Origin of the sequence: Bartonella florencae (assembly GCF_000312525.1) — a bacterium.
Taxonomy (GTDB): Bacteria; Pseudomonadota; Alphaproteobacteria; order Rhizobiales; family Rhizobiaceae; genus Bartonella; species Bartonella florencae.
Genome location: NZ_HE997453.1, coordinates 251,812 through 277,050 on the forward strand (window position 1 = coordinate 251,812; position 25,239 = coordinate 277,050).

General features: G+C 38.4%; 19 protein-coding genes and 2 tRNA genes. 8 read left to right on the forward strand and 13 right to left on the reverse strand.

Translation table 11 applies throughout. The annotated features are described in order from the left end of the window. Positions 1 to 199 precede the first annotated feature (199 nt). From BN202_RS06570 to BN202_RS10580, 3 genes are read left to right on the forward strand one after another with little or no spacing between them, the layout of a single operon-like run. Positions 200 to 1,621 carry a coproporphyrinogen-III oxidase family protein gene (locus tag BN202_RS06570; RefSeq protein WP_019219825.1) on the forward strand — a complete coding sequence of 474 codons (1,422 nt, stop codon included), beginning with the start codon at positions 200 to 202 and terminating at the stop codon, positions 1,619 to 1,621. Positions 1,622 to 1,631: 10 nt separating this feature from the next. After that, positions 1,632 to 2,852 carry an MFS transporter gene (locus BN202_RS06575; protein WP_019219826.1) on the forward strand — a complete coding sequence of 407 codons (1,221 nt, stop codon included), beginning with the start codon at positions 1,632 to 1,634 and terminating at the stop codon, positions 2,850 to 2,852. Between the two features lie 3 nt (positions 2,853 to 2,855). Continuing rightward, complete coding sequence (locus BN202_RS10580) at positions 2,856 to 3,071, forward strand: DNA-processing protein DprA (RefSeq protein WP_482762591.1); 216 nt, start codon at positions 2,856 to 2,858, stop codon at positions 3,069 to 3,071. Positions 3,072 to 4,184: 1,113 nt separating this feature from the next. On the opposite strand, the gene BN202_RS06585 is transcribed toward BN202_RS10580, so the two are convergent. The 7 genes from BN202_RS06585 to BN202_RS06615 all read right to left on the reverse strand — a co-directional run bounded on the left by BN202_RS06585 (position 4,185) and on the right by BN202_RS06615 (position 9,814). After that, positions 4,185 to 5,528, reverse strand: a complete 1,344-nt coding sequence (locus tag BN202_RS06585; RefSeq protein ID WP_019219830.1) for an MATE family efflux transporter — start codon at positions 5,526 to 5,528, stop codon at positions 4,185 to 4,187. Next, positions 5,516 to 6,091 carry a hypothetical protein gene (locus tag BN202_RS06590; protein WP_019219831.1) on the reverse strand — a complete coding sequence of 192 codons (576 nt, stop codon included), beginning with the start codon at positions 6,089 to 6,091 and terminating at the stop codon, positions 5,516 to 5,518. Before BN202_RS06590 ends, BN202_RS06585 begins: the two co-directional genes overlap by 13 nt. A gap of 113 nt (positions 6,092 to 6,204) precedes the next feature. After that, positions 6,205 to 6,582: a hypothetical protein gene (locus tag BN202_RS06595; protein ID WP_019219832.1), complete on the reverse strand. Its 378-nt coding sequence runs from the start codon at positions 6,580 to 6,582 to the stop codon at positions 6,205 to 6,207. 853 nt (positions 6,583 to 7,435) lie between these two features. Next, positions 7,436 to 8,032, reverse strand: coding sequence for a DUF6622 family protein (locus BN202_RS06600; protein ID WP_244426421.1), 597 nt, complete (start codon positions 8,030 to 8,032; stop codon positions 7,436 to 7,438). Further along, a complete protein-coding gene (locus BN202_RS06605) occupies positions 7,956 to 8,354 on the reverse strand; it encodes a hypothetical protein (RefSeq protein ID WP_019219834.1) in 399 nt (132 codons plus the stop codon). The genes BN202_RS06600 and BN202_RS06605 overlap by 77 nt, the downstream gene beginning before the upstream one ends. Before the next feature lie 158 nt (positions 8,355 to 8,512). Further along, a tRNA-His gene (locus BN202_RS06610) sits at positions 8,513 to 8,589 on the reverse strand. 136 nt (positions 8,590 to 8,725) lie between these two features. Beyond that, complete coding sequence (locus BN202_RS06615) at positions 8,726 to 9,814, reverse strand: quinone-dependent dihydroorotate dehydrogenase (protein WP_034987707.1); 1,089 nt, start codon at positions 9,812 to 9,814, stop codon at positions 8,726 to 8,728. Between the two features lie 589 nt (positions 9,815 to 10,403). On the opposite strand from BN202_RS06615, the gene mscL reads away from it, so the two are divergent. Then, a complete protein-coding gene (gene mscL / locus BN202_RS06620) occupies positions 10,404 to 10,817 on the forward strand; it encodes a large conductance mechanosensitive channel protein MscL (protein ID WP_019219837.1) in 414 nt (137 codons plus the stop codon). A gap of 18 nt (positions 10,818 to 10,835) precedes the next feature. Here mscL and BN202_RS06625 read toward each other — a convergent pair whose 3' ends face one another. Both BN202_RS06625 and BN202_RS06630 read right to left on the reverse strand, forming a co-directional pair. Next, the gene (locus BN202_RS06625; RefSeq protein ID WP_019219838.1) at positions 10,836 to 13,094 is read right to left on the reverse strand and encodes a PAS domain-containing sensor histidine kinase; all 2,259 of its coding nucleotides are present in this window, start codon (positions 13,092 to 13,094) and stop codon (positions 10,836 to 10,838) included. Positions 13,095 to 13,314: 220 nt separating this feature from the next. Continuing rightward, complete coding sequence (locus BN202_RS06630) at positions 13,315 to 15,837, reverse strand: DNA translocase FtsK (RefSeq protein ID WP_034987641.1); 2,523 nt, start codon at positions 15,835 to 15,837, stop codon at positions 13,315 to 13,317. A 410-nt stretch (positions 15,838 to 16,247) separates the two neighbouring features. Between BN202_RS06630 and BN202_RS06635 the strand changes: the two genes are divergently transcribed. From BN202_RS06635 to rpoH, 3 genes are all read left to right on the forward strand, one after another. Then, the gene (locus tag BN202_RS06635) at positions 16,248 to 17,678 is read left to right on the forward strand and encodes an aldehyde dehydrogenase family protein (RefSeq protein WP_034987709.1); all 1,431 of its coding nucleotides are present in this window, start codon (positions 16,248 to 16,250) and stop codon (positions 17,676 to 17,678) included. A 30-nt stretch (positions 17,679 to 17,708) separates the two neighbouring features. Then, positions 17,709 to 18,713, forward strand: a complete 1,005-nt coding sequence (locus tag BN202_RS06640; protein WP_019219841.1) for an RluA family pseudouridine synthase — start codon at positions 17,709 to 17,711, stop codon at positions 18,711 to 18,713. 148 nt (positions 18,714 to 18,861) lie between these two features. Then, positions 18,862 to 19,746 carry an RNA polymerase sigma factor RpoH gene (rpoH, locus tag BN202_RS06645; protein WP_019219842.1) on the forward strand — a complete coding sequence of 295 codons (885 nt, stop codon included), beginning with the start codon at positions 18,862 to 18,864 and terminating at the stop codon, positions 19,744 to 19,746. Between the two features lie 153 nt (positions 19,747 to 19,899). Here the strand turns inward: rpoH and BN202_RS06650 are convergent, their stop codons facing one another. The 3 genes from BN202_RS06650 to BN202_RS06660 all read right to left on the reverse strand — a co-directional run bounded on the left by BN202_RS06650 (position 19,900) and on the right by BN202_RS06660 (position 24,397). Next, positions 19,900 to 21,321: a hypothetical protein gene (locus tag BN202_RS06650; RefSeq protein ID WP_019219843.1), complete on the reverse strand. Its 1,422-nt coding sequence runs from the start codon at positions 21,319 to 21,321 to the stop codon at positions 19,900 to 19,902. 234 nt (positions 21,322 to 21,555) lie between these two features. Next, positions 21,556 to 22,845 (reverse strand): adenylosuccinate synthase, encoded by a 1,290-nt coding sequence (locus BN202_RS06655; RefSeq protein WP_019219844.1) that lies wholly within the window; start codon positions 22,843 to 22,845, stop codon positions 21,556 to 21,558. 388 nt (positions 22,846 to 23,233) lie between these two features. Further along, the gene (locus BN202_RS06660; RefSeq protein ID WP_019219845.1) at positions 23,234 to 24,397 is read right to left on the reverse strand and encodes a phosphoserine transaminase; all 1,164 of its coding nucleotides are present in this window, start codon (positions 24,395 to 24,397) and stop codon (positions 23,234 to 23,236) included. A 405-nt stretch (positions 24,398 to 24,802) separates the two neighbouring features. Here BN202_RS06660 and BN202_RS06665 point away from each other — a divergent pair. Then, positions 24,803 to 24,878 (forward strand) — tRNA-Phe (locus BN202_RS06665). A gap of 99 nt (positions 24,879 to 24,977) precedes the next feature. Here the strand turns inward: BN202_RS06665 and BN202_RS06670 are convergent. Continuing rightward, positions 24,978 to 25,181, reverse strand: a complete 204-nt coding sequence (locus BN202_RS06670) for a helix-turn-helix transcriptional regulator (protein WP_019219846.1) — start codon at positions 25,179 to 25,181, stop codon at positions 24,978 to 24,980. Between the last annotated feature and the right edge of the window lie 58 nt (positions 25,182 to 25,239).

Here is a 25,239-nt window from a genome sequence, read left to right on the forward strand (position 1 = left end):
ACATTTTTTTATCTTTACATGCCTCTTAGACAAGCTAGCCCGTTCATATAATAAGTTATATGTATAATACATATAACTTCTACAAAAGGGGAGGATTCATTATTTTCCGTGACATTCTTTGGTGATACACTCGGGCGACTGGGCTATCAGTCGCCCGTCAATAATGTATTGCGAGTTAAGAAATTGGGGGAGGTAACTTATGCAACTCGTGAATCATCCTTTTGTGAAGTTCGATCAACTCAAACCGATTTACAATTTCATATATCCGCTGTTTCGCACTATTTCAAATGAATTTTATGATTACCTAGATTTTAATAAGCTAGCGCAAAGTAAGCGGATTCCACAAGCACGTACCATTTCTCTTTATTTGCATATTCCCTTTTGCGAAACCATTTGTTCCTTCTGTCCCTTTCAGAAAGGAGCTTATAAGCACGTTAAGCAAATCGAAGCTTATATGTCAGCGCTTACCACAGAGATCAGAAACAAAGGAAATTTCATTCGCTCGCTTAGAGGTCCCATCCGTAGCATCTATATAGGGGGTGGCACACCCTCGCTCTTGTCCGCAGATAATATCCGACACATCGGAAAAGTATTGCATGCCGAATTTGATCTCTCTTCCTTAGCCGAGTTTACACTGGAAAGCGAACCGAAGAGCGTCACACGTGATAAACTTTATGCTGCCCGTGAGATAGGCGTTAACCGGATCAGCTTCGGTGTACAGAGTTTTATTGAGCGTTTCCGATCATTGTTTAACCTCACCTCAACACGTGAACAAATCAAAAATACCGTGGCTTGGTCACAAGAGATAATTGGACATGTCGGTTTAGACATACTATATGGCATGCACAGCCAGCGAGCCGAAGAACTATTATACGATTTGAAGCAAGCCAGCGATCTTCACCCTGAAACCATCAACCTCTATGCAATCAACAATCTGGCTATCACATCGCAATTGCATAAGTCTTACGCACAAAAAGGGCTAAAACCGTCCAGCCTCATGCATCGACAAATGCTTCGCTTATTTAGCGACATCGTTATGCGCAGCTGCGGCTATGCGCCGTGTAATGGACATTCCTATATCAAAATTACCAATAACACTCCTCTCACGCTCGCTAAAACGAGTTCCGCTCATTATTTCCGCTATCACAAGTATTTGCATGGTTATCATGACGATTATGTGGTTGGCTTCGGGACGTCAGCACTATCGATTCTCGGCTCACTCGTCACACGAGCCAATCCCAGTCGAAGCGGATACATTACCGACATACAACTTAAAGGAAAATCCAAAGTATACTACAATTGGGTATCAGCGGAGCAACAAGCCTCCAAGGCTTTGTGTATGCGGCTACCTTATAACGGCTATGTCCAAAAAGAAAGGATTGACTGGACCGCACTCCCCTCTTTTGTATACAATAACCTACAACAGCTCATAGACGCAGGTCTCATCGCAGAAAGTGATAACGATCTCCAGCTGACTCAGTGTGGTTGGCAATGGTATTCCAACCTCATGGTTTTTCTTCTACCTCAAGCAGATAGGAATATCTTGGATGACTATGTCGCAAACATGCTGAATACAACCGCCGTACTTGATGGACCAGCAGAAATCTGTGTGGCATCTTAAGGAAAAAAGAATGTTCACGCTTTTTGCCAATAAGAACATACGCTATTTTTGCCTAACCGTTAGTCTGCTCGCCTTACTCAGCGGTGCTTTGCGCACTGCCATTCCGTTATTAGCAAGACAATCTGGATATGGCGTAGTCGGAGTAAGTTGGGCGCAAGATCTCTTCTCATTAGCGTGGCCAATTTTTGGCATCCTTGCAGGCGTTTTACTTGATCGCTGTGACAAAATAAAACTTGCCACCTACGCTCTCCTCATCTTCATGCTACTGCATATTGTACTGTTCGTACTGCTTATGATACAGATTGCTCCAGCCGAACAAATTTTCTTCTATGCAACCATTGCTGGATTCATCGTCGTTTCTGCCGAAGCTTATATACTGACAATTCCACCACTTATCATGGAGGGAGAGCGGTTAATGACCTTCTACTCAATTGTCTTGTTTTTAGATTTCGGAGTCTCCTCTTTTCTTGCCCCTATCATAACAAGCAGCATTTTAGCGCATAGCACACTGCTATTTCTCGGACTATTAATCGCGCTTTTTATCACGTTGATTTTTACCGCTCGCCGTGCTGTTCCCACATCGCCAGCATTTGATAAAGAAAACATCACTTTCCATTATATCATTGCCGGCTTTCGTTTCATTTTTTCAAATCGGCATCTCATTTCCCTTACAGTACTCACATTCTTTCTATCGGTGGTATTTGGTGCATTCCTAACCTCGTTCATCTTCTTCGTTACCGACGGTCGGTATCTGGGCCTCCATAGCAGCCAATATGGCGTGATGTTTGCAGCCTACGCGCTTGGTACAATGGCAGGTGCCCTCTTTGCGCCGCGTATACGCTATGCACCGGTGCGCCTAGCTGTTCTCACTGACAGCTTAGGAACGGTTGCCTTGCTGCTGATTCCAGCCTTTTCAAAAAGTGCTCTCGTCGTATGGGGCGTCACCTTTATCGCTGGCGTTGGAGCAAGCTTATGGTTTATTGGTGTTACCGCCTTCAGGCAGCGTCTCACACCAAAGCAACTTCTCGGGCGAGCTAATTCTGCTTTTCGGGTGATAGGCTATGCTGGAATGCCGGTCGGAAGCTTTTTGGTCGGCGTCCTTGGTTCTTTTATATCATTGCAATTTGCTGCTGCCTTTATCGCTGGACTACTATTGGTGGCTATCGCGATAACGCTTCCATTTCTTTGGCAAGCTGATCATATAGACACACCCAACCCTGCCACAAGGTAACAGCTGCTTTTTAAAAAAGACACGCTCGAAAAAGGTACACATACCCTTTTCCGCAATCGATTGATCTGTTCTTTGGCCGAGGAAATTATCACCATAATGGCTGATAGAGCTAGCGGCACTATGGAATTAACCAAACAAGCGCTAAAGGAAAAACAACCCCTTTACGTTGTTGCATTGGGCGATGATCTCAACGCTTATATAAAGGATGCAGAAAACTGATAGCGTACAGAGCGCAATTCTTAGCCCAAAACTCTGCCCTACAATACCCACGTATACTCCAGTTAATCCATCACCCGCTATTATACTCATCTTTGTGTTTCTCCGTTACGCTTAGTACAAAATATGTCTATGAATATTTCTTTTGTACGTCGCAATTCCTTTTATCCTATTCATTTCTGTATCCTCTGCAAATTTACTTTCATGCAAAGTGTCGTATAAGCTGTTCTCTTTATTTTTCAAAGTTTCTTGTGCTTGTTTTATCTCTTTTCGCTTACGCAAGTCAGCTAGATCAATTCGCATTACCACATTTTGACATTTTGTTTTTTTTGCCTTGCTTTGCAAGAGCAATCATTTCGCGTTTTAAATTGGCGCGCTGTTTCGCATAATAAAGACAGCGCTTTTCTCTTTCTTTTTGCGCGCTATTATGGCACTTACAAACATTATCAATAAGCTTATCAATTGGCGCAAGCCCATCCCCAATATGGCTATATTCTGGTGCACGTCACATTTCTGAGAAATCGAAGCACTGAATCTCCAATTTGACGACATATCACCACGTATAAATTTAAAATTGCTTCACATGTGGCTTGCTCAAGCACATACACGTACTATCACGGACAACTAAAACATAAATTTCCGCATCATTTTTTCGACGCAATAAAAACCACTTTCACAAGGGATTATGTCAGCATCCACTTCTAGTTCTCCCTTGTTCGCGTACGCAATTTTTGCAAGAATAATGCCGTCAACATCTGCAATTTTTTTGACAAAAGCAGACACTTTAGCACCGCAATTGTAATGACTTATAAAAACAATAACTTTTTTAATTACACTTCAACGGCCTATAAATATAGGCACATTTTTTCTAATCATTTTTTACGGTATTAAACTATCCCCATTTACCGAACTCACGTCTAATTGAAGCCAAATGATTTTAATAAACTCACATCATTTTTAAAATTCAACAAATAATATTGAGACTACAATTAAAAGCACTTCTTTTAATATTAAGCCAATTTTTGTAGCCTATATTGTTCTAGATAGAGGTAACCTCTATATGGATGGTGAGGAGATATACCTTCACAACGAGTGCTTACGGCACTCTTATAATATTCACCATACCCCCAAAATAGAATTGCGTTTTATTAAATAACCCACGCGCATATAATTAAAGAGAGAAACGATTAAGCTTGCACCAATCATGCCAAGCCAATAACCCATAAAACCATATTCAAAAAAATGTGCCATGAGTGCTCCCCCAAATAAGCCTATCCCCCAATAGCTTATTGTTACAAGAATTGTTGGCCAAAACGTATCAAGCAAACCCACAAGTATGCCATTGAGCATAGCTCCTAAAGTGCCAAAAGCAAAAGACAATAAGATAAACGGAAGCAACTCCCAAGAGAAAACAATAACGTGGACCAAAGAAATATCAAAGATGATTGTAAGAATGAATTCATAAGAGAGATAAACACCCCCTGATAAAAACAAGACATAAGCTATAGCAAAAATTGTGACACTCATACGTAACTGTTTTAGAGCCACATGATTCCCATCGGCACGATACCACGCTGCTATAGTCGCGGCTGCACTGGAAATCCCCAAAGCCACCACAGAAATAAGCATATCGAGACGCATTCCAATCGTATGCACAGCCAAAGCTTCGACCCCATAAGCCGTAATCATGAAGACAATGACAGAAGGAAAGCCCTCCGCAATAAGAATACGTATACCAATGGGAAGCCCTATGAACAGTAATTGTATTATTCGTGCAATTTCTAACTTTGGTCTTAAATAATTAAAGTGAAAGGAACTAAAAGTAGAATTGCGGGACAGAATTATTGCTACTGCCATAACAATCAAAATACGGATCAAACTACTCGCAATTCCAGCACCAAAGACACCGAAGCCGCTTGTAGGACCTATACCCAAAATAAGCGGCCAAGAGATAAGAAAATTCATGAGGATAGCTGCAAGCATAATCCAAGTTAAGGGCTTTGGATGACCAATTGCTGAAAATAATCCACGGCTATTCACATAAAGATAAAAAAACACCACCCCTATAGCAGCACCACTATTATATTCCTGCGCTATATTGGCAATTGCCTCATCTTGGCCGAGAAGATACAAAATATTCCTCGTATTGAATAAAATGATCGCACTCATCATTCCAATCAAAAGGGAAAGCCATATTCCTTGATCAAACCATGCCTTTAATGCATCTCTATCTTGTCTGCGAAAGCTTTCCGCAAGTTTTGGTGCAACCGCGGTAATAATCCCTAGTCCCAACAGCATAACAAAACTAAACATACTCAAAGCTAACATTGTACCACTCAAGGCTTGAACACCTAAATGTGCTACAAGTGCTGCATCTGTGAAGGAAATCATCATCTGAGATATAAATCCAACAGCCAGAGGCATACCAAGAAGGAGCAATTGCTTCATCACAACAAACATTGTGAAATACCCTTTCCTATTGAAGGGCATATTAAACCTAGATCTTTTAAAAACGTATTGATTTTTTCCGTCAAGTCTTTCCATCGCAAATCTTGCGTAAAAGATGCATAATGAGGACTCATTAAGCTAAGAGGAGATGCCCAGTTCTTAAAAGAGAAGCGCAATGCGCCTTTATTGTTTTTTTGGACTTCATGCCATGCGTTTTTTTGTACAACATTATGCCCCCAAGCAGTTACAATCGTTGATAAAATATCCTTAGCAAGCCTTTGTTCATCTTGCACATCCATTTTCAGTATTTTCAATAAAATTTTTTGGAAAATTTCTTGGTACAAAACTTGATATGCTCCCCCTAAAAAACGAATTCTTGGCAATAAAGAACCACTTAAAAATATAAAAAATAAACTAGGGACCAATCGTCCTGTTCGAAGATTTTGTACAATGGAATTAATTTCAAAATCAATACGCACTCCAAAACGATCTGAATATAAAGCACCATCTCTTAACTGGAGAGGACGTACACGTCCCTCAACCGATAGCCAAAATAGATCTGTGGCAGTGAGCATAAAATTTTTCCATAAGGTTTGTGATTCTCATTGAAGTAATTCAACAAGTTTTGTTAATCATCCATCGTTCACAATACATCACATAAAACTAGCCCGTTTCAATAATTCTTTGCCTATAAGGCAAAAAATGGTTCTCGTAATGTGATAGGAGCAATATTATGCCCCTGCCTAAAGTGCTCGAATACGTATTCATTAAGATTATTAATGTGCGTTACAATAGCTGTTTTAGTATTTAGTAAATGTTCTGGAAACGTTGCTTTCAGAAACTGCCTACGCAGCCAAGATTGAACTTCTGATGATAAAGCGACGTTATCTTGGTATTCGCTAACACTTTTCTTAGCCAATCGTCGCTGGGGCATTTCAAAAATTCTATAGGGTGTATCATCCATTCGAAGCCAAGTTGGACCACGATGAACCTGTTCTTCTAGAGTTACAGTTGAACAAGTAAACATTATATTGGTGACATTCCCCATAAGTTCGGGACTACCCATAAAATGCGTTCGCTAACTCAAAAGTGATAATTTTCTATCCCATTGAAAAATAAATAATAAATCGAGCAAAGACCTTTTTAGATAAGTTTTGTGCTCTGTTATCACTCATATGCAAAAAAGGTCGAAAAGTGTAGGGATCTTAAGGGAAAAAACAAGAGAAATGACAATAGTCATATAAAAGTCAATGGTACTGCACACTATACATCGGTGCTAACGTTCTCTTAAAAAACACACAGATAATTACAACCAGCTTCAAAAAACAGCCTTACCAGTGAAGTACTAGCTAGAGGGTTGCATGCACAAGGCAATAATGATACACTGGTTTCCGCAAGCGTGCTTTGCATATTGTACGCGTAGCCTGTACTGAGCCTGCCGCTCCTAAATACTCAGGCGTAATGCTACTGGGTCGTACAGTGATCACAGTTGAACTCTTAAAAACCGGTTTCTACCATATCATAATGCTTGACAAAAGCATCATGCCAGCAACCGCTTTGCGTATGGATTCCACAACATAGTTCTACAAACTGTAGACGTATTGCCAAGCTAAGAGTTTTCTTGCCCACCTACCCCAATGAGACCATCACTCTCCTCTTTTTGAATCGTAAAACAAAATGGTTTACCATTAGCGATAAACCATCTGCTCAAAGTCCAGCTAGCTTAAACTCATAGCATTCTAAACCTTTAGGCTCGCTCTTCCCCCAAGGAGGGCATAGTCAGATATATCACTTCCCTCACATATTCACGCGCTGGGACAAAAAAAATCTGAAACTATGAGGCAACGCTGCATTTGTATGCAGCGTTGTTGTTAGGAATAAGCTTCTCTTGAGAGAGTTCTAATGGGAAGCACCCACAGCTAATGGTATAGGGTTTCATTTGGATTCTTTCGAAATGCTCTATATAAATTTAATGTGCCGCCCCAAAGCACACCACCAGTGAACCCACTTAAAAGACCAAAAAGAATATTAAAATCAAATGCATGTTTCAAATCAGGTTTAACATGGAGAAAAACAATCAATGTGAATTTGATGACAAAAGCGATAAGAATAAATGTCAGCGTCAACGGCGTACCAGGCAGAATAATGAAATCCGTTCCCTCTTTGATTTTTAAACGCGGAGTGGCACGCCAGAGCAACCAGCCAACGCCAAAGCCGATCATCAGTCCCCCCAACATTGCGATTGCTCCCCAGCCTGGAAACGCCAGCTGGTTAATCACATCGCTTGCGCCCAAAAAAAGAAAGACCACCGGCAAGAGAAAAAGGCGGTTAACCTTTATTTCCCTATCTTTCAATGCGATTATTCCCCTCGCAATGAGAAAAATAAGCAAAATCCAAGCCCATAAAGGGGTTCCGGTCAGAATGTTAAACAATGACATATTATGCTCCATGATGTTTGATACGATAAAAATATTGCATGATGTTAGGAAGATATTTAGAAAAAAGAATACCAGCACAAATTAACCCCATAGTGACCAACCAAATCTGCGGGGTCCATGCAAAAAAAGCCACTAGAAGACCATTGGCAAAAAAGATGATTACCCAAATACATGTAATATATTTATTGATGAGATAAAAGAGGATATGTTTGCGTTTTTCTTCAGAAACACCAGCACTGGCATAAAAAATGGTAAAGGGTTTCTTTACCAGTAAGCTCATCAATGAAACCAGAGCAAGTGACAGATAGCAAAAAACTGTGGGGTAGTTCAGTAAAAGTGTAGACCATCCAGCGAAATCATTAACAAACAGGACAATAAATGTCAGAATGTTCGTAATCATCACGGGTTCTCTCTGTCGGACAATTTTAATATTCACAGCAATAATGAACAATAAAATCACAGTTAAGATGTGAGAGCGTTCGACCAGAGTTAAAACGTTTCCATTGACAACCCAAGAGTAAATACTCCACGGAATAAAAGAGATTATTATGTTAAACATGGTACGGTTGGTGGGATTCGAACCTACGACCTCTGGTGCCACAAACCAGCGCTCTAACCAACTGAGCTACAACCGCACAAAATAAATGTACTATAACTGTTTACTCTTTCATAAATCGTTATTTTCTGTCTGTTTGACATAAGGAAGATCAGAAGAGTTTGCAAGCCCCTTTAAAAAAATCCTGCAACTTTTGTCAAGAAAAAACAGTTTTATCACAAAGGAAGTGAACGTTTTGCCCAATACTCAACACCATGATCACGATAAGCTTTTATGTTATCAACCCCATCTTGCTGCATAAACTGCAAAATCTCTTCTAGAATAGTTACAGCAAGATCTGGTCCCTCATAAACCATTCCACTATATAATTGTATTAAATCTGCACCAGCTTTCACTTTTTCCAAAGCTGTTTTTGCATCTCTTACACCACCAACGCCGATAATTGCAATTTTCTTGCCCATTTTTTGGCGCATTTTTGCCAACACAATAGTAGAAAGTTCAAAAAGTGGACGCCCAGAAAGTCCCCCATCCTCATCACTTAAGAGTCTATTGTTAAGGCCTTGGCGTGAAAGAGTGGTATTGGACACGATAAGACCATCAAAATCCGAAAGTTCTAATTCTTCAGCGATATCATCTAACTCCTTTTCTGATAAGTCCGGTGCAATTTTTAAAAAAATAGGAATGGAGAATTCATGCTTTTTCTTTTGCTCATTACGTGCCTGCGAAACCGCATTCATCAAAAGATGTAAACTGTCACGCGCTTGTAAAGCGCGTAAACCTAGCGTATTCGGTGAAGAAATATTAACTGTAAAATAATCAGCAACATCATAAAAGTAAGCAATACCAGCCGTATAATCGTCAATTTTATTGATCGTGTCCTTATTGGCTCCAATATTGATTCCTAAAATACCAGTCTTTTTGTATATGCTAAGTCTCTTGTAAACAATTTGATGTCCGTCATTATTAAAACCCATTCTGTTAATAATTGCTTCATTCTCTTTCAAGCGAAACAGCCGTGGTTTAGAATTTCCTGCTTGAGGTTTTGGTGTAACTGTACCAATTTCCGTAAAACCAAACCCTAAATGAAAAATAGCATCAACAACCTCTGCATTCTTATCAAATCCAGCAGCAAGTCCGATAAAATTTTCAAATTCAAGCCCCGCAACAGTCACACGCAAACGCTTATCGACAACCTTTTTACAACCACTCAATCCACTTTTCAGACCCATAATCGCTAAACGATGCGCATGTTCTGGATCCAGCATAAATAAAGCAGAACGACCAATACAACGAAAAAAACTCATTAATCCTTCTCCAAACAAAAAACTGATCTCCTCAACTTGAGGTAAATCTTTTAACATAAAAGATTGTCAATAAAGATAGTATATTACCTAAATAAGAACCTCCTCCTCCTACAAGATAAGTTTATAATATAACTACAAAAAGTTCATAATATCATTGTCATTCATATTTGTGTTTGCGCATACTGAATAGAAAAAAATGCTTTGTGATCTTTGAAAAATCAGTTTTGCCTGTTTGTAATTGTTGAGATATTTTAAAATTGAAATCACCAGAAAATTAAGAATAATAAAAGGTTTTTAAAAATAAAAAATAGCTTTTTTACTATATTCATCTCAAAAGCTTTTTAATGCCTTTATAAAACAAAAATAGTTTTCTGTGTTTATAAAAAAACTTCTCTCATTCCAAATTCTACACCCATTGAAGTCAAACAGAAGCTTTTGTGAGCTTTTCTAACAGACTATAATATTTTTGGAAAAAACTTGAGTGTTTGTAATATAATGCTGACCAAGAAAATAAAAACCGCCCTTTCCTTTTTCATAAAAAGCGGTAATTAAAGTTGTCGTATGTCTTTTATATAAAGGGGAAAACACAATGCTTAAAGAATTCAAAGAATTTGCCCTAAAAGGTAACATGATTGATTTGGCTATCGGTGTGATTATAGGGGGCGCTTTTGGTAGCTTAGTCAATTCAATTGTCAATGATATTTTTATGCCAGTCATTGGACTTATTACAGGTGGAATCGACTTTTCTAATATGTTTATTCAGCTTGCTGGTGAAAAACAAGCGACATTGAGTGCTGCTAAAGCAGCTGGAGCGACTATTAGCTATGGTAATTTTATAACTTTACTTATCAATTTTCTCATTATTGCTTGGGTTCTTTTTCTCTTTGTTAAAGCTATAAATAGACTCCGTCGAAAACAAGAAGAAGAGAAAAGCTCTCAAAAGATGTCTTTAGAAGAACAACTTTTGTCAGAAATCAGAGATCTTTTGGCTAAGAAAAAATAAATTTACGCGTGGTTTGCCTCATGGAACATGAGGAAAAAATATTTCCACCGTTGTTCCGTGATTGGGTTTTGAAAATAATAAAAGTTGGCCCCCACTTTCTTCTACCATTGCTTTGCACATCGGCAGTCCTAAGCCCGTTCCAATAAAAGTACTGTCGCCAGAGCGTCCATCTTTGCGTTTTACCTGACCATAAGGCTGTAGGGCCTGTACGATTTCTTCATCGCTCATCCCTACACCGTTATCGCTTACTGAAATCTTTAAACATTCTTTTCTTTCACAAGAAACGTGGATAATAATTTGCCCACCAGGTGGTGTAAAACGAATGGCATTGGAAAGAAGATTCCATATGATTTGTCGAAATATTTGTTGTGAAACACTAATAAATGGCACATGCGTTGGAGCAACTATACGCATGATAATGCCGTTATGATTAGCTTGTGTTTCAAGAAATGCCATACTCGTACGCAAACAAGCTATTACATCAAATGCTTCAGCTATAGGGGCAGTCTTAATATAATTATCTAAGTTAGAATAATTTGCTTTCGAGCATTCTAGTAATTGATTAACAAGTGATAATATATGTTTCCCTGATGAGATAATATCGCGTAAATACCCACGATAACGTTCATTATCTATCACACCAAAACGGCCATCTTTCATAATTTCTGCAAAACCAATGAGAGCATTCAAAGGTGTCCGCATTTCATGAACAAAACCAACGATTTTATTTTCCTCTGCTCGTTTATCTATTGGTAGAATTGTTGCTGTCATATCACGCAATATCACAGCATAATCATCTTTTCGTGCTAAAGGTATAATTGTTATAGAAACCATAATATTTTTACGATTTTTCGTCATTAAAACAACTGTTTCACTGCGATTAATAACCTGATTTTTTTCCTGTACACGAATAAATTTAAAATATTTTTCAACGAAAAATCGACTTTGCAAAGTAAAGAGTGATGATAATGGCTGTGCCAATAATTCATTTATTTCATAACCCGTTAATGCTAAAGCAGCACTGCTGACCGATTGAATAATGCCTTGGCCATCCAACCAAAAAACACCATTCGTCGCTGTATCTAACAATGATAAAACCACTGCTGGTTCTTTTATAAGAGTTTGTTCTGTAGCATTTGCTGGCACTGTCTGTGCACTTGGCAATAAAACCGTTTCCTGTGCAGAATACGTGCATTCTACAGAAGAATGCAATTCTCCGCGCAATTGCTCTGCAATCTCACAAAAAGCTGAATGTTCACTCTCCGAAAGATTTGATATTTGGGTATAGGGAGTTTCATTTTTTTTCTCTTGCGTTTCTTTTTGTATCTTCAAAACACCAAAGCCACGAAACTCCTTAAGACGTTGTTTGTCATCAAAAATTGGTACAGCAGATAATTCAACATCAAGCCACTCTAGACAATTATCAACAGACCATTGAACCGTTTGTTTACTCCATGGTAGAGCTGCTGTAATAAAACCACTGAGCAATCGATACCGCTTATCATTAAACTGATGTGCAAGTTCATGAAAACTCAATCCTAAAATAGAGGAAGAAATCGGTCCAACAATTTCAGCTAACTCTTTTGAAACCTCATAAAATCGTCCATTTTTATCCATTTTCCACGTAAAGCGTTGTGGCAAAAATTCAGACGTAAAACGAAAAGGTTCTTGCTCATTCTTCAATGCATCTGATTCTAATGGTGCATATAAAACCAAAAAATGCACTGGTTTCACCTGCAAGCGAATAACGCCAACTTGTGTACGAATATCTGCTATGGATAAAATGGTTTTGACGGGGGTGTCATTCTCAATTGTTTGTAGTAGAATTTTGACTGTTTCATCAATAAACGAAAAATGAGAGGAAGACTCCAACACTGTCCCATGTTCATCAATTATGGCAACAGACATTGTTTCCTCATCCAATCCCGCAATAAGAGAAATTTCTTCTTCCAGAAAAGATTCCAGTAAAAACGCCTTGCCTACACCCATAATATCAATAGAAACTACGGAAAATTCAACAGTATGCTTTAAACCCTCTAAAACAACAGCACTCGCACATTGCGCAGCCTTTGATATCTTGTGACGCTTTACTTGATCAAAAAAAGACCATTCTTCTCTCATCTCTGAGAAAGAAGAAAAACCCCAAAAATAGGCTGCCGCACCATTTGACCAAAGAACTTTTCTACAATCAGAGGAAAGAACAAAAGCCATCTTTTTTCGCAGGAAGGCTTGTTTAATTTCTTTACATTCCAGATAATCTAAAAATGCCAAAGACATCTTCAACCCTTCTTTGTATCACTCTACGCTACGTACCAGCAGCCTTAATACAAAATATTGCTTCTATTTTGTCACTCCCCATTTCATGTTTTTAATATTTCACAGTAAAAAACAAGTGCAAGAAAGCACTTGCTCTTAATAAAATAAAACAAGCATTAATTTTAAAAATAACAATTATTCGGTATTTTTAAAGTCATGCATTTTAAAACTGTCTTGCTTATTATTGTACTTGACTGAGTAAAATTTCACGTTTCCCAACATGATTAGCGGCTCCAACAATGCCTTTTTCTTCCATACGCTCAACAAGGGAAGCTGCCTTGTTATAACCGATCGCAAGCCGACGTTGAATATAAGATGTTGAACATTTTTTATCACGCATGACAATCTTGACAGCTTGCATATAAAGTTCATCACCATCCTCATCAAGATTTTCTTCCGTAGAAACTCCAGCACTTGAATCCGCTGCTTCACTCTCTTTGTTATCGTCTTCACTATCTGTTACCGTTGCTAAATAATCAGGCTTTCCTTGCATTTTAAGATGTGCCACAATGGATTCAACTTCTTCATCAGATACAAATGGTCCATGAACGCGTACAATGCGCCCACCACCTACCATGTGAAGCATATCTCCCTGCCCCAAAAGTGTTTCAGCACCTTGTTCGCCCAAAATCGTACGGCTGTCTATTTTTGATGTCACTTGAAAAGAAATGCGGGTAGGAAAATTTGCTTTAATCGTACCCGTAATGACATCAACAGAAGGGCGTTGTGTGGCCATAATAAGATGAATACCCGCTGCACGTGCCATTTGTGCTAAACGCTGAATAGCATTTTCAATTTCTTTACCTGCTACCATCATGAGATCGGCCATCTCATCAACAATCACAACAATATAAGGAAGCTGAGTTAAATCCATTGCCTCTTCATGATAAAGCATTTCTCCACTTTCCTTATCAAAACCGGACTGTACAGTGCACATGATCGTTTCACCTTTTTGTGCTGCAAGTGCAACACGGGCATTAAAACCATCAATATTGCGCACACCCAACTTAGCCATTTTGCGGTAACGCTCTTCCATTTCACGAACCGCCCATTTTAAAGCTGTTACTGCTTTTTTGGGATCCGTCACAACAGGCGTTAAAAGATGTGGAATGCCATCATAAACAGAGAGTTCTAGCATTTTAGGGTCAACCATGATCAAACGACACTGCTGTGGTGTCATTCGATAAAGAATCGATAAAATCATTGTATTAATGGCAACCGATTTGCCCGACCCTGTGGTTCCTGCAACCAATAAATGAGGCATCTTCGCTAATTCTGCAATGACAGGCTCCCCATTAATACCCTTCCCCAAAGCAAGAGCTAATTTAAATTGACTTTCACGAAAAGATCTTGTTTGGATTAATTCCCTTAAATAAACGGTTTCACGAACCGCATTTGGTAACTCAATCCCAATAACATTGCGTCCAGGAATCACAGCAACACGTGTAGAAATAGCAGACATAGAACGAGCAATATCATCAGAAAGATTGATAACTCGTGATGATTTTACTCCAGCTGCAGGCTCAAATTCATACATTGTTACCACTGGCCCTGGATGAACATGGATAATTTCACCCTTAATGCCAAAATCTTCCAAAACACTTTCCAAAAGTCCAGCACCACGCTCTAAGGTCTCCTGAGGAATCATCGTGCCTTCGTGGAAAGTAGGTTCTTGCAATAAATCAATCGGAGGAAATTCATAAGTGCCATTATCAAAAGATTGGATATTGGATGTAAAAGCAGAATCATAATTGCCTAACAATGTACGAGCAGATCGAAAGACTTTACTTTTTGATTTCATTATAGAAAAATTTTCTGAATTCTTGGCAATATCTTCTGTTGTACTATCAGTAATATTTCCAATGTTTTGGTGCTCACCCATTGCTTCTTCAACAAATCGATCAGCATAATCTTTAACAACCAGCTCAGAATGACAGGTTTGAACTTCTTTAACAGTAGCATTTTTTGCGTGCATTAATTTAGAAATTTGTTCAGTCCCTCTCAACTTCTCCGCAGGAGATTCTGATGTAATGGAATCGTAGAATTGTGGAAAGCGGTATTCAAGAACACGATAAAGAGCAGTAATTGATTCCTCAAAGCTAGCAGCAGCATCGCTTGGAATCTCATTACTTGTGCCATCCATCGATGTTATATCCTCTCCTAAAATTTGAGCCTCAACCTGTTCTGGCATAAAGAATCCGCACTCAAAAAATGCGTCATCAGAAAGATGCAAAACGAGCTTTGTTTTTTGCACCACATTTTCTTCTCGTAATTTATGCTCCTTTTTTTTCTCCCCAAGCGGCTTATGAGCAGCTTGCCGTGTTAATTGCTTCAAAACTGTTGCATGACAAATTGCTGTCTTATTTTCTATCGATTGAGGATTAATGATCTTTTTTGTGGAAGGAGAATTTGGTGTGTTCTCACTACAATCTATAATGTCTGTAGATCTATTGCGCTCTTTTTTCGTAAAAACTTTAAACTGTTTTGCGAAAGTGGGATCTGTTTCTATACGACGACGCAAAATTTCAACTTCTGGTGTTCGCGTAAAACGCACGTTCTGTCCAAGAGCAAATGCCTTTTTCCATACTTCCGGATAAGAAAATGTTTCAGCAATCTTGAGCGATGAATTCCCTTCTGATGTACTTTGTGTATGCTCATCAGAAAAAGGACGCGTAGGAATAGATTTTGTTTTTGAATTATGCATGGTATCCAACAAACTTATAGCAACGAGAACAATTGCTTCTTCGAAAAGAATGCATAAAGGCTACAGTATGAAGGTTAATAACCTTTTGCTAACTGTGATTTTTTAACAAAAAATAATGCTATAATTCTTCCTCATGATAGTCTCTTGATATTTATGGAATAAATTGCAATGGTTCCAGCGTCATGCAGCTATATTCTACAAAAACGTCCATATTTCTCTTTCCCTCTCAATTCCTATAGAAAAATCTTATGCAAATAGCACAAATAGTTAGCATAAACCGTGCTCTTCTCACTCTTCATGCTTATTGCCATAAAAACAATTTCATTTCTTTTCTTTGTCATAAGATTATCCTTGTTATCCTTGTTCAAAAAGGCTTAAATGAAACAAAATTTAAAAATAGGGAGGAAATCATGTTGAATAAACGGAAATTTTATATCAATGGTCTATGGGATGATCCAAGCACTCCTGACGATTTCCACGTTATTGATCCATCAACAGAAGAAGCTTGTGCTGTTATTAGCCTTGGCAGCACAAAAGATGCAGATAAAGCTATTCACGCTGCTAAAGTAGCTTTCCAAACTTGGAAAACGATCCTGCCTCATGAGCGTCTTGGATTTGTTGAAAAAATTTTAGAAATCTATGAAAAACGCTCAAGTGATATGGCAAAAACCATTTCAATGGAAATGGGAGCACCCATTGATATGGCACTCAATGCACAGACCGCCACCGGCAGTTCTCATATTCGCAACTTTATCAAAGCTTACAAAGAGTTTTCATTCCAAGAAGTTTTAATAAAAGGAAATGATCAAGCGATTCTTCACTATGACCCTATCGGTGTTGTAGGATTGATTACTCCATGGAATTGGCCCATGAACCAAGTGACTCTTAAAGTTATCCCTGCCCTCTTGGCTGGCTGTACTGTGGTGTTAAAACCTTCTGAAATTGCACCTCTTTCTGCTATGCTTTTTGCTGAAATTTTAGATGAAGCTGCTTTGCCTGCTGGTGTTTTTAATCTAATCAATGGTGATGGTGCACATGTTGGTGCTTATCTTTCAGCCCATCCAGATCTAGAAATGATCAGTTTTACTGGGTCAACCAAAGCAGGAAAAGATATTTCCAAAAATGCCAGCAACACTTTAAAACGAGTCTGTCTAGAACTTGGTGGTAAAGGTGCTAATATTATCTTCGCAGATGCTGATACAGACGCTATTCAACGTGGTGTACGACATTGCTTTTATAATAGCGGACAAAGCTGTAATGCACCAACACGTATGCTTGTGGAACAAAGCATCTATGAGATCGCTATAAAAACAGCCAAAGATATTGCTGAAAAAACAAAAGTGGGGCCAAACTACCAAGCGGGAAATCATATTGGCCCAGTCGTTTCAAAACAACAATACGATAAAATTCAAAATCTTATCCAATCTGGAATTGATGAAGGTGCAACTCTTGTTGCGGGTGGAACTGGTTTACCAATCGGAATGGAGCGCGGTTACTATGTCCGTCCAACAGTCTTTGCTCATGTGAAACCTCATATGCGTATCTTCCGAGAAGAAATCTTTGGTCCAGTTCTCTCGATTCTTCCCTTTCATACAGAAGATGAAGCTATAGCCTTAGCTAATGACACCGAATATGGTCTGACAAATTATATACAATCACAAGATCGTAATAAATGTCGCCGTATCGCTGCGCAAGTACGTTCTGGTATGGTAGAAGTAAACGGACATGGGTTACCCAAGGGAAGTTATTTTGGAGGTGTAAAATTTTCTGGGCGTGCCCGTGAAGGCGGTCACTGGGGAATTAAAGAATTTCTTGATACCAAAGCAATTTCATACTGGTAAAAGTCTTATTAAAAACTTAATAGGAATCGTATGGTAACACAGCAAATAACGGATGAAGGTGCTCTTGGGCAAAGACTTGATCAGTGGCTTGCTAAGCAATATTATAATATCTTGTCACGTTCACGTTTGCAAACCCTCATCCGTGAAGGCTATCTTAAAGTTGATGGTCAACTCATAAAGGAGCCAAAAACAAAATTAAGACCCAACCAAATCATTGAATTGACAATGCCTATTCTGCGTGATGCAGAACCTAGTGGTGAAGCTATTATATTAGATATTCTCTTTGAAGATGATGATGTTATTGTTGTCAATAAACCGGCTGGTCTTGTTGTTCATCCTAGCAATGGCAATTGGACTGGAACATTAGTAAATGCCCTTATCCATCACTGTGGTAATAGTTTGTCTGGTATTGGCGGTGTTAAGCGTCCTGGTATTGTTCATCGTCTCGATAAAAATACCAGTGGTGTTATGGTCGTTGCTAAAAATGACTTTGCTCATAAAAGCCTTAGCACCCAATTTTCTGACCATGGACGCACCAGCGCATTAGATCGGCGTTATCACGCCTTGATTTGGGGAACACCTCACCGCAATATTTGGACAATCGATGCATCGCTTGGCCGTTCTCCCCATAACCGAACAAAACAGGCGGTTGTCCATGACAAACATCCTTATGCTCGTCATGCTATTACACATTTTTCTCTCCTAGAAAAATATGGAAATTATGCAGATATAACATCTGTTGCTAGCCTTATAGAATGTCGTCTGGAAACAGGACGTACACATCAAATCCGTGTTCATATGGCACATATCGGACATCCACTTATAGGTGATACTGTTTATGGCAACGCTTTTAAAACAAAATCAAATATGCTTAATCCCATTATTAAGAATGCAATCGACCAATTTAACCGGCAAGCACTCCATGCAACCAGCCTAACTTTCGAACATCCAGCTACAAGCAAAATTATGACTTTTTCTTCACCCCTCCCTCAAGATATGGCTGAACTCATCACGCATTTAAAAAAAATAAATTGAAACTTTTCGTCTTTTCAAGATTTCACAATAAAATATCTCTTTTTGAACAAAATTGAAAATTATACTAGGATAAATTTGGAGAGATGTTTATAATGTCTTGAAATAGAATTTGCCTTCTTAGGGAATTCACATAAAAGGAGGGTGCTATATGGCCCATATGAATTTGCTATCAGTAACGACAGGTGACGGAGGATTGAATCGTTACCTAGAGGAAGTTCGTCGTTTTCCAATGCTTGAGCCAAAAGAGGAATATATGTTGGCTCAGCGTTATCGTAAACACAATGATTTAAAAGCTGCGCATAGATTGGTAACCAGTCATTTGCGCCTCGTAGCTAAAATCGCAATGGGGTATCGAGGCTACGGATTGCCTATTGGTGAGGTTATCTCAGAAGGTAATGTTGGGCTTATGCAAGCTGTTAAGCGTTTCGAACCAGAACGGGGTTTTAGGCTTGCAACCTATGCTATATGGTGGATTAAAGCTTCAATACAAGAATATGTATTGAGGTCGTGGAGTTTGGTAAAAATAGGAACGACTGCCAATCAAAAGCGCTTGTTTTTCAATCTTCGTAAATTAAAAAGTAGGCTTCAAGCCCTTGATAGTGGTGACCTTAACGCAGAGCAAGTAAAAGAAATTGCAACCAAATTGAATGTTACAGAAGATGAAGTTGTTTCAATGAATCGTCGACTTGGAGGTGATACTTCGCTCAATGCACCTCTTCGCTCAAAAGAAGGTGAAAATGGCGAATGGCAGGATTGGTTGATAGATGGCGCTCATAATCAAGAACAGGTTTTGATTGAACAAAGTGAATTGGAAAATCGTCGTTCTATGCTTACAAATGCTATGGATAGCCTGAATGAACGTGAAAAGCGTATATTCAAAGCACGCCGTTTAAGCGATCGACCACTTACACTAGAGGAACTCTCAAACGAATTTAATATTAGTCGGGAACGTGTAAGACAAATTGAAATGCGTGCTTTTGAAAAAGTGCAAAGTTCTATTCAAGCGTCTGCTTTATCTCAAAATCAAGTATAGAATCTTCAAAATTAAGGATAGAGCTAATTATTTGTGCGTTCCTGCAAGGGAAAAAAGCAAGTATTTTGGCTCTATCTTTTTTAATTAATCTATAAAGCCTTTTTAGTGGTAGAAATTATTTTCGTAGATTTCTATTTCACCCTGTATCGGTGGTTATTTTTTTTGACCAAGAACTGTTAACTTGTCTGGTTGCGCAAGCCATTGTCCAATAACTTCATTAAAAATAGACTCACCTGTTGGCCCTTTTGCAAAGGTTAATTCATTTATACGCCCATTTTTATCCGTTAATACCAAACGCATCCAATCCAATTCCCGCATCAGTTGTAAATTTCTGTCAAGAAATGGACGATTGCTACTCAATGCAACAAGAAAGAAATCATCATCAATCTTTGCTGAAACAGTTCTTGCTAAAGCTTGTCCAATGGAATGTTCACTTGCTTTAAAAGTTAATGCTTGGACATTACTTATAGCTTTGCCTGAAAATTTATCAGAAAGAATAAAAATAAGATCTAGAATATATGCAGCAGGAAAAGACAGATCAGTATTACGGCGTAAAATAAGCCGTAATGATAACCCTTCATCTGGAATTGTTATATCACCTTGTATAGCAGACTCCTCTGGAGCACCCACACGAGATTCCTTTATAAGCGTCCAACGCGCACTCCCCGTTGCTACTTTTTCTACATTATAATCTGTACGCGCCTGATAAAAGATAGCTTCACCCGACTGTTCATTTGACTGAAAATTACTGGTAGCAACTTTTGAAGTTCCTTCTTCATCCAAAGAATCTGCCGTTTGATCTAAACCAACATTAATTTCGCTCCCATCCTCTAATAAGCGTTTCGTTAACTTTCTTTTGACAGAAAGTGTTTTTGAGAATGAATGAGAAGCTTGAAAATTTTCTTCCAGCAATTGATGGTCATTTGATACGAATATACGTGCACCAACAAAACAAATACCAACAGTTAAGACAATAAAACTAGCAACAATAGCCGTACTTATCACAATACGTCTTTGTTTCGACGAACGATTAGCACGACGTACAGCTTGGGAAAAAATATGTGAAACGATGTGCGGATTATCCTTTTGCGAAGAAGCAGCTACAGGAGAAGTTGTCAACGTCTTTTCATCAACAGGATGAGAAACCCAATCAGCTTCTATATTGACAGGTTCTGCATCCGGTATTCCTGATACAAAAGGCTTATTCAACGCCTTGTTTTCCGTTAAACTTATAGAACCCTGTCTTTTTTCTATTTCTAACCCTGAAAACGCATTCCCTTGTGGCAATATAGAGTTTTTTATGTTCTTGTTGTCTCCAGCTTTCTCTATAGGATTCCATCCAATCATTGAAGAAAATAGATTCTTTTCAACTGCTAAATATTCCGCTTCAACAGTTGCAATAGCATTTTGCAAAATCTTTCTTTGCTCATCTGCCATTGCTTGTGGTAGTCTTGCTGTAACAAATTGATGCTCTAATGTTTCGATAGCTCGTTCATAAATCCGTTTACGCAATTGTGGTGTAATATTACTTTGCGTGTTGATTGCCTTTTTTAAGATTCCAACGAAATCTACCATATCCTCTATAATCTTTCTCAAACTGAGGAAAGAAATCTCAGTCGTGAGGCTAAAAAACCTTCATTTTAGCCTTTTTAAACTAATTGTTATTTCTATTGATACAACTATCGTGGTAGTTTAAAATGAATATGAAAAATAAACAATGCTATTTTGCACCTTTCTTTCACTCGCTGTTAAATTCTCTCTTTGTCAAAAAAAGATAGTGAAAGCCCATCAATACTCTAAAAATAATCATTAATTTGCAAAAGGATCAGTAATAAGAATAGTATCTTCACGCTCAGGGCTCGTAGATAATAACGCGACCTGCGTACCAATCAATTCTTCAATATAGCGTATATATTTGATAGCCTGTACTGGTAAATCTTCCCAACTCAACGCATGTGCTGTCGCTTTTTTCCAACCTTCTAATGTCTCATAAATAGGCTTCACACGGGCTTGCGCTCCCATAGAAGAGGGTAAATAATCAATTTTTTTACCATCAAGCTCATAACCAATACAAATTTTAATTTCATCTAATCCGTCTAAAACATCAAGCTTTGTCAGCGCTATACCTTGAACACCACAAATTGTTACCATCTGACGTACTAAGACAGCATCAAACCAACCACACCGACGTTTTCGCCCAGTCACAACACCAAACTCTTTCCCACGCATGCCAAGAAAATCGCCAATATCATTTATCTGTTCTGTTGGAAATGGCCCTTCTCCAACACGTGTTGTATAAGCTTTTGCAATACCCAAGACATAATGAATTGATCCAATCCCCATACCTGAACCAGTATATGCCTGTCCAGTAACTGTATTAGATGATGTCACATAAGGATAAGTTCCAAAATCATTATCCAATAAAGCACCTTGAGCTCCTTCAAAAAGGATGTGCTTCCCCATCCGATCACTTTCATCTAAAAGGCGCCACGTACAATCCATAAAGGGCAAAATTTTATCTGCAACTTGCATCAATTCATCATAAAGCGCTTGAGAATCAATCTCTGCAACACCCATCCCACGACGCAAAGCATTATGATGCCTCAAAAGCCGCTCAATCTTAGCCATAAGCGTATCTTTTTCTGCTAAATCCATCACTCGGATAGCACGACGTCCCACCTTATCTTCATAAGCAGGCCCAATACCACGCTTTGTTGTTCCAATCTTTAAACCCGATAAACCACTTTCTCGAATTGCATCAAGATCACGATGCAAAGAAAGAATTAAGGGAGCATTTTCAGCAATTCGTAAAATTTCTGGTGTAATTTTTACACCCTGATCACATAGTCTTTTTAATTCTGCCACAAAATGATGAGGATCAACAACAACTCCATTACCAATAATGGATAACTTTCCACGAACTAAACCAGACGGTAAAAGCGATAATTTATAACTAATGCCATTAATAACCAATGTGTGCCCTGCATTATGACCACCCTGATATCTTACCACGATATCTGCCCGTTCAGACAACCAATCTACAATTTTACCTTTGCCTTCATCACCCCATTGTGTACCGACAACAACTACATTGGCCATAACTTTCTCCGTCGTGTTTGGTCAAAAAAACCAGCATTCAAAAACAAATACTTCTTTATAACGAAACCTCAGAGCAAGTGCGACTCTTCATTTCAGATTTTTTTCAATCTTCAAGTAATTAAATTTGCAAATTGATGATAATAAAGATAAGAGAATACCAAGATATGTTGGATATATCATTTTTGCTATAAAAAGTAAAAAAAATTAGAGATCTTAATCTGTGCTTTCCCCACAACATGAAAAAATATTCATTTCCCCTCTTAATCTTTTACAATTCATGTAAATTATTTAAAAGTCACTTGCCTAATACAAGAATACGAAAGATCTTCATAATCTCTCGTATCCTTTTTCTATTAAAAAACGCGTTGTGAAAATCACCAGTTATTATTTAAAGCTGTGCCTTTTCAATTTGGAACGCCCATTCAAGCCATTGAGTTAAAATTTCAAGATCGGAAGCCTCAATTGTTATACCTGCCCAAATTCTAAGCCCAGGAGGAGCGTCACGATACGACCCAATATCATAAGCAACACCTTCCTCATCAAGACGATTCACGACCGCTTTTATAAAAGATACTCGCTTTTCAGTATCTAAAGCCGTAATCACTGGATCAACAATATCTAAACAAATAGATGTGTTAGAACGCACTTCAGGATCTTTTGCCAAATATTCCAACCATGGTGTTTTACGAACAAAAGCATCAAGTACAGAAAAGTTTTTCTCAACCCGTGCTCTTAATGCCGCAGCACCTCCTAGGGACTTTGCCCACTTCAATCCATCAAGAAAATCCTCAACACAAAGCATAGAAGGCGTATTGATTATCTTTCCTTTAAAAATATCTTCGTTTAACTTTCCATTTTTCGTCATATGGAAAAGTTGAGGCATAGGCCAAGCTGGAACGTGATTTCTAAGTCGTTCAACAGCACGAGGACTTAAAATTATCATACCATGTGCAGCTTCACCACCTAAAACTTTTTGCCAAGAAAAAGTAACAACATCTAATTTTGAAAAATCAAGATATTGCCCAAAAGCTGCAGATGTGGCATCACAAATTGTTAATCCAGCTCGTTTCTCTGGAATAAAATTTGCATTAGGAATACGCACACCAGAAGTTGTTCCATTCCATGGAAAAACAACATCACGATCAAAGTCAAGTTGTGTTAAATCTGGTAACTCACCGTAAGGCGCCTCAAAACGACGTACATCTGGAAGCTTTAGTTGCTCAACAACATCTGCGCTCCACCCAAAACCAAAGCTTTCCCATGCTACCATATCTACGCCGCGCTCACCCAATAAGGACCATAGAGATGATTCAACAGCACCAGTATCTGAACCAGGAATAATTCCTATACGATAATCAGAAGGAACTTCAAGAACATCACGAGTCAAATCAATAATTTCAGCAAGTTTTAATTCTGCTTCTTTCGATCGATGCGATCGCCCGACTAATGCATTTTTAAGCACTTCAAAAGTCCAGCCAGGTCTTTTGCTACAAGGACCTGAAGAAAAATTAGGATTATTTGGACGACAACTTGGTTTTTGTAACATCATCATTATTTCTCCCCTTTATAGATGGCCTGTCTTTCTTTAAAGAAAAACGAATATTATAAAGACTAGAGCCAATAGTCCCCTTAGACAAAAATCAAAAATGCCTTCTTTTTATTTCGCAAGCCTAAAACACATGGAAAACTTGTAAAAAACATCCCTCTTTATCATGTTTCTTGTATTGATTCTTTAAAAAGATTTCCTCGCATCACCACTACGATAAAATAACATTCTGATAACAATACCCTAACGCATCACAACATACCTAGCAAGTTTATTTTATGAAAATAGTAGTTATAATTGTCCAGAATATGCAGATAAACTTATAAAAAATTAATTATTTTTCTTTTGATGACTGGACAGAGGAAATTTTAATGTTATAACCGCACACGCGTTATGTTTTTTATGAAGCATGCCCAGATAGCTCAGTAGGTAGAGCAGCGGACTGAAAATCCGCGTGTCCGTGGTTCGAATCCGCGTCTGGGCACCATTTTGTGTCTTTAACATATTGAAATATATAGTTTTTTTCTTTAAACGACCATTTTTAGACCACCTTTTAGTCCACCTATTACAGTTTATACAATTTTATCTAATTTGTTGTTATTTGCTCCATATTTTTCTCTGGAGTAAAGGCTAAGATCTCTTTCTTTCTCCACCTCACTGCTCTCCCTAGCTTATATGGCTTTGGAAATACACCTTGAAGAACCCAATTGCGAATCGTTGTTGTCGATACACTAAAAAGCTGTGCACATTCACGGGTTGTTACATATCTATCGCCATCATCAAATATCATCTCATGACCTTTCTATTTTTTATGTTACATAAATGGGTGGGGGTGCTGGGAGGAGAGA

What these genes read in the sequence shown, in the direction of transcription:
- BN202_RS06570 (WP_019219825.1), top strand. Translation starts at nt 200, where the DNA reads ATGCAACTCGTGAATCATCCTTTTGTGAAGTTCGATCAACTCAAACCG.
- BN202_RS06575 (WP_019219826.1), top strand. Translation starts at nt 1,632, where the DNA reads ATGTTCACGCTTTTTGCCAATAAGAACATACGCTATTTTTGCCTAACC.
- BN202_RS06585 (WP_019219830.1), bottom strand. Translation starts at nt 5,528, where the DNA reads ATGTTTGTTGTGATGAAGCAATTGCTCCTTCTTGGTATGCCTCTGGCT.
- BN202_RS06590 (WP_019219831.1), bottom strand. Translation starts at nt 6,091, where the DNA reads ATGCTCACTGCCACAGATCTATTTTGGCTATCGGTTGAGGGACGTGTA.
- BN202_RS06595 (WP_019219832.1), bottom strand. Translation starts at nt 6,582, where the DNA reads ATGGGTAGTCCCGAACTTATGGGGAATGTCACCAATATAATGTTTACT.
- BN202_RS06605 (WP_019219834.1), bottom strand. Translation starts at nt 8,354, where the DNA reads ATGATTACGAACATTCTGACATTTATTGTCCTGTTTGTTAATGATTTC.
- BN202_RS06615 (WP_034987707.1), bottom strand. Translation starts at nt 9,814, where the DNA reads ATGAGTTTTTTTCGTTGTATTGGTCGTTCTGCTTTATTTATGCTGGAT.
- mscL (WP_019219837.1), top strand. Translation starts at nt 10,404, where the DNA reads ATGCTTAAAGAATTCAAAGAATTTGCCCTAAAAGGTAACATGATTGAT.
- BN202_RS06625 (WP_019219838.1), bottom strand. Translation starts at nt 13,094, where the DNA reads ATGTCTTTGGCATTTTTAGATTATCTGGAATGTAAAGAAATTAAACAA.
- BN202_RS06630 (WP_034987641.1), bottom strand. Translation starts at nt 15,837, where the DNA reads ATGCATAATTCAAAAACAAAATCTATTCCTACGCGTCCTTTTTCTGAT.
- BN202_RS06635 (WP_034987709.1), top strand. Translation starts at nt 16,248, where the DNA reads ATGTTGAATAAACGGAAATTTTATATCAATGGTCTATGGGATGATCCA.
- BN202_RS06640 (WP_019219841.1), top strand. Translation starts at nt 17,709, where the DNA reads ATGGTAACACAGCAAATAACGGATGAAGGTGCTCTTGGGCAAAGACTT.
- rpoH (WP_019219842.1), top strand. Translation starts at nt 18,862, where the DNA reads ATGGCCCATATGAATTTGCTATCAGTAACGACAGGTGACGGAGGATTG.
- BN202_RS06650 (WP_019219843.1), bottom strand. Translation starts at nt 21,321, where the DNA reads ATGGTAGATTTCGTTGGAATCTTAAAAAAGGCAATCAACACGCAAAGT.
- BN202_RS06655 (WP_019219844.1), bottom strand. Translation starts at nt 22,845, where the DNA reads ATGGCCAATGTAGTTGTTGTCGGTACACAATGGGGTGATGAAGGCAAA.
- BN202_RS06660 (WP_019219845.1), bottom strand. Translation starts at nt 24,397, where the DNA reads ATGATGATGTTACAAAAACCAAGTTGTCGTCCAAATAATCCTAATTTT.
- BN202_RS06670 (WP_019219846.1), bottom strand. Translation starts at nt 25,181, where the DNA reads ATGATATTTGATGATGGCGATAGATATGTAACAACCCGTGAATGTGCA.